Origin of the sequence: Acinetobacter genomosp. 15BJ (assembly GCF_000400715.1) — a bacterium.
GTDB lineage: Bacteria > Pseudomonadota > Gammaproteobacteria > Pseudomonadales > Moraxellaceae > Acinetobacter.
Genome location: NZ_KE007351.1, coordinates 247,857 through 255,059, shown reverse-complemented (window position 1 = coordinate 255,059; position 7,203 = coordinate 247,857). Strand labels below are relative to the sequence as shown.

Below are 7,203 nucleotides of genomic sequence, written 5' to 3'. Positions count from 1 at the left end.
TCAATCTAAGCAAAAATACCGTGTTGGATATCGTTAAAAGAAGTCGGAGTGAAAATCCTTAGCGTGCTATATTTTCCGTTTCCTGAGACGACCCCTTTATATGTCAATGGTGTTGGCGATTGTGCCAAATCACCGGTGTGTACAATGAGGTCAATATGAGGATGTTGCTGGCGCATCAAGTCGATTACAGCATGAAAACTTTGTTCGGGCTGCATCCCGACAAATTCTAAATGTGGATACTCTAATAAATGTGTATCGGTAATCTGTATCATCACAAAATCTTGTTGCGATAATGATGAGACTTGGAAAGTCACCGTCGTTAGCCCCTTCAGATTTTTATCTTTGTTGTAGTTGTATATGTTGAGACAGCCACTGTAATGCCATGATTACAGGTGCGTTTCTCAACCGCCCGTTATTTAATAATGCTTCTAATGCGGAATAATCAAATAGATGAAGTTGAATATTTTCCCCTTCATCTGGCATCCCAAAAATGCCTCCTTCCTTTGGCAAATCAACTTCTGCTACATATAAATGAAAAAATTCAGAACATGCGCCAGCAGAAGGGTAGAAGCTAAATAAATGTTTTAATGTGGTGATCTCACAGCCAGATTCTTCTAGGCTTTCACGGCGGATACAGCTTTCAGGCGATTCATTTCCATCAAGTACCCCCGCGATGACTTCGAGTTGCCATGGCGAAACAGGATCACTCAATGCACCGACACGAAATTGTTCAATCAGTGCAAAACGTTGTTGTTGGTCATTATATAGTAAAACGCCAGCGGCTTCTGGACGATGAACCAATTCACGTTGAATTAAAGGTGAAAAATCAGCTCGCTGAAATAACCGATGTTTTAAACTCACTTTCTCAACTTGAATGAATCCTCGAAACAAAGGCTCTCGAGATTCTATCGTAACGTCGGTTGCTGAATAGCTGGCGTGGTCAAGAATATTCATCTTCAATCAGGATGAGATTGTACATATCTCATCCTAACCGAGAATGATTCGCAGGAAAATCTTTTTTTAGTTGATTTACACCTTGTGGTACAATTTTTGACCATGTTCCTGATAAGCGGTTTTCATTGCATTGAGACCTGCTTCAACTTCTGTTTCTACATCATTTGACTGCTTGGCATTGTGTTGATTTTGCGCATAATCTCGCACATTCTGGGTGATTTTCATTGAACAGAACTTGGGTCCACACATCGAACAGAAGTGTGCCGATTTATGCGCTTCTTTTGGAAGCGTTTCATCATGCATGCTGCGTGCTGTGTCTGGGTCTAAGCTTAAATTGAATTGGTCATCCCAACGGAATTCAAAGCGTGCTTTAGATAAGGCATTGTCGCGGACTTGCGCGCCTGGATGGCCTTTGGCCAAGTCGGCCGCATGTGCTGCAATCTTGTAGGTGATAATACCGTCTTTGACGTCTTTCTTGTTCGGTAAACCTAAGTGCTCTTTTGGCGTGACATAGCACAGCATCGCCGTGCCGTACCAACCAATCATCGCAGCACCAATCGCAGAGGTGATATGGTCATAACCCGGTGCGATATCTGTAGTAAGTGGACCAAGGGTGTAGAAAGGCGCTTCTTTACAGACTTCGAGTTGAAGATCCATATTCTCTTTAATCATATGCATTGGCACGTGACCAGGACCTTCAATCATGACTTGTACATCATGTTCCCAAGCGCGATGCGTCAACTCACCCAATGTTTTAAGCTCACTAAACTGTGCTTCATCGTTGGCATCTTGCACACAACCTGGACGTAGGCCATCTCCCAAACTGAATGACACGTCATAGGCTTTCATGATTTCGCAGATTTCATCAAAATGTGTGTACAAGAAGTTTTCTTCATGATGGGCCAGGCACCATTGCGCCATAATCGAACCGCCACGAGATACGATGCCCGTGAGACGATTTGCCGTCATTGGTACATAACGTAGTAATACACCTGCGTGAATGGTGAAATAGTCAACGCCTTGCTCGGCTTGTTCAATCAAGGTGTCTTTAAAGATTTCCCATGTTAGATCTTCAGCTACACCATCTACTTTTTCGAGTGCTTGATAGATCGGTACGGTTCCGATTGGAACAGGCGAGTTGCGGATAATCCACTCACGGGTTTCATGAATATTTTTACCCGTCGATAAATCCATGATGGTATCGGCACCCCAGCGGGTTGCCCACGTCATCTTTGCGACTTCTTCATCAATCGATGAACCGAGCGCAGAGTTACCGATATTGGCATTAATTTTCACCAAGAAATTGCGACCAATGATCATTGGTTCACATTCTGGATGGTTAATGTTGGCTGGAATAATGGCACGTCCTGCGGCAATTTCCTGACGTACAAATTCAGGCGTAATCTCTCTTAAGTTTTGCGCACCAAAGTTTTGCCCTGGATGCTGACGCATATCGACATTTTCACGTTGGCGCTGGTTTTCACGAATGGCAATATATTCCATTTCAGGGGTAATGATACCTTGCTTGGCATAATGCATTTGCGTGACATTTTTGCCTGTTTGTGCGCGACGTGGGTTTTGAATGTGAGCAAAGCGAATTTCAGCTGTACGAATATCTTTTAAACGTGCTTGACCAAACTCAGAGCTAAGACCAGAAAGTACATCGGTATCTTGGCGTTCTTCAATCCATGTTTGACGCACTAAAGGTAAGCCTTTGTTTAGGTCGATTTGTACATTTGGATCGGTATAGACACCTGAAGTGTCATACACCATGACGGGTGGATTGTGTTCACCACCTAAGCCAGTTGGTGTTTCGGTTAAGCTAATTTCACGGAATGGGACTTGGATATCAGGGCGAGAACCTTCAACATAGACTTTTCTAGATGCAGGTAATATTCGGGTTAAATCTTTTGCAGCTTGCTCATGTTGAGCAGAAATATCAGCAGGGGAAAGATTCGTTAATTGGTTCATGGCATGATCCTTATGTATGGCATTAACGAATCAAGCACGACCAAAAACCATGGCAGATTCATCTCGTGAGTGAGATAAATGCAGGCGAAGTTTTTGTTGGGCTTGATTCCTACGCAGGTGTTAACCTGATCAGGTTCAACGGTACTTATCTTTAAATTGCGTAATTAAGATAATCTCAGCAGTTCGTTAACTGCGCTCCGTCAAGCGACGCATTTAGACTAACAGATTTTTTTATTTTTGTTGTATCAATTCACACCAATCAACAAGGGAGGAATCCGTGCTATTGTCATAAAAGTTTCATCATTTCTATGTTTTAATCACCAATCATTTTTTCCATGTGTCTAGTGGAGGCATACTGTGAGCCCAAGCAATCCTGTGTTAAGTCATCATATTTCTTCACAATTTAATGAAGACTTGCAAGATGTGCACACCAAGTTTATGACCATGGGTGGATTAGTGGAGCAACAAGTTGCTAACTCAATTCATGCTTTATTAGACACAGATGCTAACTTAGCCATTGATGTGCAGTTTAAAGACAATGCAGTGAACCAATTCGAACGTGATATTGATGAAGGCTTAACCTTAATTCTCGCACGTCGTCACCCGGCAGCAATTGATTTGCGTATGGTAATTGCGATGAGTAAGGCCAATACCGATTTAGAGCGTATTGGTGATGAAGCTGCAAAAATTGCACGCATTGCGCAAAACCTTTGTGAAGAAGGTGAGTCTCCTCGTGGTTATATGGAAACACGTCATATTGGTAACCAAGTACGTGTCATGATTCATGATGCATTAGATGCTTTTGCGCGTTTAGATGTAGAGCAAGCCTTGAAAGTGGTGATGGCGGATGTGGATATTGATCGTGAGTATCAGTCGGCAACACGTACTTTAATGACATATATGATTGAAGATCCGCGTCATATCTCACGTGTGATTAATGTGATGTGGGTATTGCGTTCATTAGAGCGTATTGGTGATCACGCACGTAATATTTCAGAACAAGTCATTTATATGGCGAAAGGTACAGATGTGCGTCATACCAGTATTGAAGAAATTGAACAGAAAGTGCATCAAAAATAATGGTAAAAGTAAAATAATTACTGACCGCTCTAACTAGAGCGGTTTTTTATTTTGAGAGAGTCGTAATAAAAAAATCCCAGACTTCGGGGGAAAGTCTGGGAGAGAAATATCATGCGTTACGTGAGATATCAACGTATCTCTTTGTCCTTCTGAATATAACTATAAACACGGTGCCTTAAAGTGTCATGTAGACAACTGTGTATACTCTGTAAGGCTTTATTACTTATGTAAATATCATGTAAAAAGAGAGCTAAAAAACAGCTCTCTTTTTATAGCAGTATTGCTCTAATACTGCTTATTTTTCTTCAGTCCAACCTTCGGCTTTTTCTACGCTTTCATCGTTATTAAAGAACTTCTCACGTTGTTCTTCGAGGAACTTTTTTGCATCGGGTTCAAATACATTCAAACGTTTTTCATTAATCAGCGTGGTTTGATGTTTTAACCATTCTTGCCATGCCTGTTTTGAAACTGTTTCAAAGAACTCTTGGCCTTTGGCGCCTGGAAATGGCGCAAAGTCTAAGCCTTCAAGCTCTTGTTTGTATTTGCGGCAAAGTACTTGTCTAGTCATCATAAATCCTTAAGCGTATAACTGTTCTAGGCGAGTGTGCGCACGGGCAATCGCGGCTTCAACTTGTTTTGGAGATGTTCCACCAATGTGATCACGTGCATTGACAGAGGCTTCTAGCGTCAATGCTTTGTCAAATACATCTGCTGTGATCAAATCAGAGAACTGTTGCAGTTGTTCAAGTGTCAATTCAGATAAATCTTTTTCTTCTGCAACACCTAAAGCCACGGCTTTACCAACAATTTCATGGGCATCACGGAACGCAACACCTTTTTTGACGAGGTAGTCTGCAAGATCGGTTGCCGTTGAGAAACCACGTAAAGCGGCTTCACGCATAATCTCGATATTGGGTACTAAGGCTGGAACCATATCGGCAAATGCCATGAGTGAACCACGAACGGTATCAATTGCATCAAACAATGGTTCTTTGTCTTCTTGATTGTCTTTGTTATAAGCCAATGGTTGGCCTTTCATTAGGGTCAATAGGCTAATTAAGTCACCAAAAACACGACCTGACTTACCACGAACCAGCTCAGGCACATCTGGGTTTTTCTTCTGTGGCATGATTGAAGAACCAGTACAGAAGCGATCTGGAATATTCACGAACTTGAATTGTGCCGAAGTCCATAAAATGAGTTCTTCAGACATGCGTGATAAATGCATCATGATCAAAGACGCAGCTGCATTAAATTCAATGGCAAAGTCACGATCTGAAACTGCATCTAATGAGTTTTCTGAAACGGCTTCAAAGCCAAGAAGTTCTGCTGTGTAAGCACGATCAATTGGATAGGTTGTTCCAGCTAAAGCTGCTGAACCGAGTGGCATGCGATTAACACGTTTACGGCAGTCTTGTAGACGTTCAGTATCACGGACTAACATTTCAAACCATGCTAACAGGTGATGACCAAAGGTCACTGGTTGAGCCGTTTGTAGATGAGTGAAACCTGGCATGATGGTGTTGGTGTTTTGACTAGCCAAACCAAGTAAGCCTTTTTGTAGGCGCAGTAATAAACCTAAGATGTCGTCAATTTCATCACGCAAATATAAGCGGATGTCAGTTGCAACTTGGTCATTACGGCTACGACCAGTATGTAATTTTTTCCCTGTAATGCCGATACGTTGAGTCAAACGAGACTCAATGTTCATATGTACGTCTTCTAAATCAATGCGCCATTCAAAGTTGCCTGCCTCAATTTCAGCTTTAATGGTGCTCAAACCTTGAATAATGTCATCGCGTTCAGCTTCAGTCAGGACACCTACTTTGGCAAGCATAGTGGCATGCGCAATTGAACCTGCAATATCTTGTTTATAAAAACGTTGGTCAAATTGCACAGATGCGGTAAATTCTGCAACAAAAGCATCAGTTGCTTCAGAGAAGCGACCGCCCCACATTCCAGAGGTTTGATTCGGGCTGGCTGAAGAAGAGGATTGAGAAGATGTGGTCATGGCGGCTCAGCAAAATAAAAAAGAGTATAGCAAATCCAAACGCAGTTGCCGAAACTCGACGTAAGAAGTTATCGCAAACTCGTCAGGGGAATCCATCAGGCTCCTATTTTTTTACGAAAATTGGGCAATGGCAATACTTATTAGAATTAATTGTTGCAAGTAATGTCTTGGCGATGGTGTTGGCTTTGGCTGAAGCACGCTCATGGCAAGCCTTAGAGGGCTTCCGTGTGCTGCAATATATGGTTTTTATTAATTGGGTGATTTTGTCTTTCGCAACACTAGTTGATTATTTTAAGGATTTTTTTGCTAAGTTTAGTCAGAAGGTCGCCTTGATAATGGGCTTTGTACTGCTGCAACTGATTGTGCTGTTGACCACATGTGCGATTAATATTATTCAATATTGGGCTGCACGTTCAGGTTCATTTTCAGAGGAGATCTTATTTCATGGGAGTAGTTTGCATTTAAGTTATGGTGTTTTGTTAGGCGCTTTCTGTTTGCGTTACTTATATATGCGTGAGCAATGGATGAATCAGCAATATAGTGAACTGAATGCGCGAATTCAGGCGATGCAGGCGCGGATTCACCCTCATTTCTTATTTAATAGTATGAATAGTGTGGTGAGCTTAATTGCGATTGACCCTGAAAAAGCTGAAAATATGTTGATTAATTTGTCGCGTTTATTCCGAGCGAGTTTTCAAGAACTGAAGTTGGTGAGTCTAGCTGAGGAAATTGACTTATGTCAGCAATATTTAAGTATAGAAAAGATGCGTTTAGGTACGCGTTTGAATGTAGAATGGAACATACAGGCGACACCCATTGAATTAAAACGAGTGACGATCCCGTTATTAACGTTGCAACCTTTGCTTGAGAATAGTATTTTTCATGGGGTGGAAAAAGTTTTGCAACCTTCGACCGTTAGCGTATTGGTTGAAATATTGCAAAATCAAGTCAGTATAGTCATTACTAACCCTTATTCTCACGATACAATAAAATCGAGAAAGGGAAATGGTATTGCGATAGACAATGTGAAGCAGCGCCTGAAAGCCTATTATGGGCAAACGGTTAAGTTTCAGATTTATGGGGGAACGTCGTTATATACGACGGTGGTGAGCTACCACTATCGAGTAAAATAATAAGTCAAGTTAACCATAAAAAATATGGATGAAGTTAACGGTGACAAGGAGGAG

At 41.7% G+C, this 7,203-nt stretch carries 6 protein-coding genes, 1 pseudogene and 1 riboswitch; of the genes and pseudogenes, 2 read left to right on the top strand and 5 right to left on the bottom strand.

The features are described 5' to 3' along the window. Nucleotides 1-97: 97 nt before the first annotated feature. The 3 genes and pseudogenes from F896_RS01025 to thiC form a co-directional block, all read right to left on the bottom strand. Nucleotides 98-314, bottom strand: a pseudogene (locus tag F896_RS01025) (3',5'-cyclic-AMP phosphodiesterase); the annotation flags it as partial. Between the two features lie 22 nt (nucleotides 315-336). Further along, nucleotides 337-954: an NUDIX domain-containing protein gene (locus F896_RS01030; protein WP_016165125.1), complete on the bottom strand. Its 618-nt coding sequence runs from the start codon at nucleotides 952-954 to the stop codon at nucleotides 337-339. A gap of 75 nt (nucleotides 955-1,029) precedes the next feature. After that, nucleotides 1,030-2,925, bottom strand: coding sequence for a phosphomethylpyrimidine synthase ThiC (gene thiC, locus F896_RS01035; protein ID WP_016165124.1), 1,896 nt, complete (start codon nucleotides 2,923-2,925; stop codon nucleotides 1,030-1,032). Nucleotides 2,926-3,014: 89 nt separating this feature from the next. Beyond that, nucleotides 3,015-3,135, bottom strand: a riboswitch (TPP riboswitch). A 147-nt stretch (nucleotides 3,136-3,282) separates the two neighbouring features. Between thiC and phoU the strand changes: the two genes are divergently transcribed. Beyond that, nucleotides 3,283-4,005 (top strand): phosphate signaling complex protein PhoU, encoded by a 723-nt coding sequence (phoU, locus tag F896_RS01040; protein WP_004802187.1) that lies wholly within the window; start codon nucleotides 3,283-3,285, stop codon nucleotides 4,003-4,005. 295 nt (nucleotides 4,006-4,300) lie between these two features. Here the strand turns inward: phoU and F896_RS01045 are convergent, their stop codons facing one another. Then, a complete protein-coding gene (locus F896_RS01045) occupies nucleotides 4,301-4,573 on the bottom strand; it encodes an oxidative damage protection protein (protein ID WP_016165123.1) in 273 nt (90 codons plus the stop codon). A gap of 9 nt (nucleotides 4,574-4,582) precedes the next feature. Then, entirely contained in the window at nucleotides 4,583-6,016 is a 1,434-nt protein-coding gene (gene argH, locus F896_RS01050; protein ID WP_032882572.1) for an argininosuccinate lyase, read from the bottom strand. Here argH and F896_RS01055 point away from each other — a divergent pair. Continuing rightward, complete coding sequence (locus F896_RS01055) at nucleotides 6,007-7,149, top strand: sensor histidine kinase (RefSeq protein WP_016165121.1); 1,143 nt, start codon at nucleotides 6,007-6,009, stop codon at nucleotides 7,147-7,149. The two genes, argH and F896_RS01055, sit on opposite strands and share 10 nt — an antisense overlap. The last annotated feature ends 54 nt before the right edge of the window (nucleotides 7,150-7,203 follow it).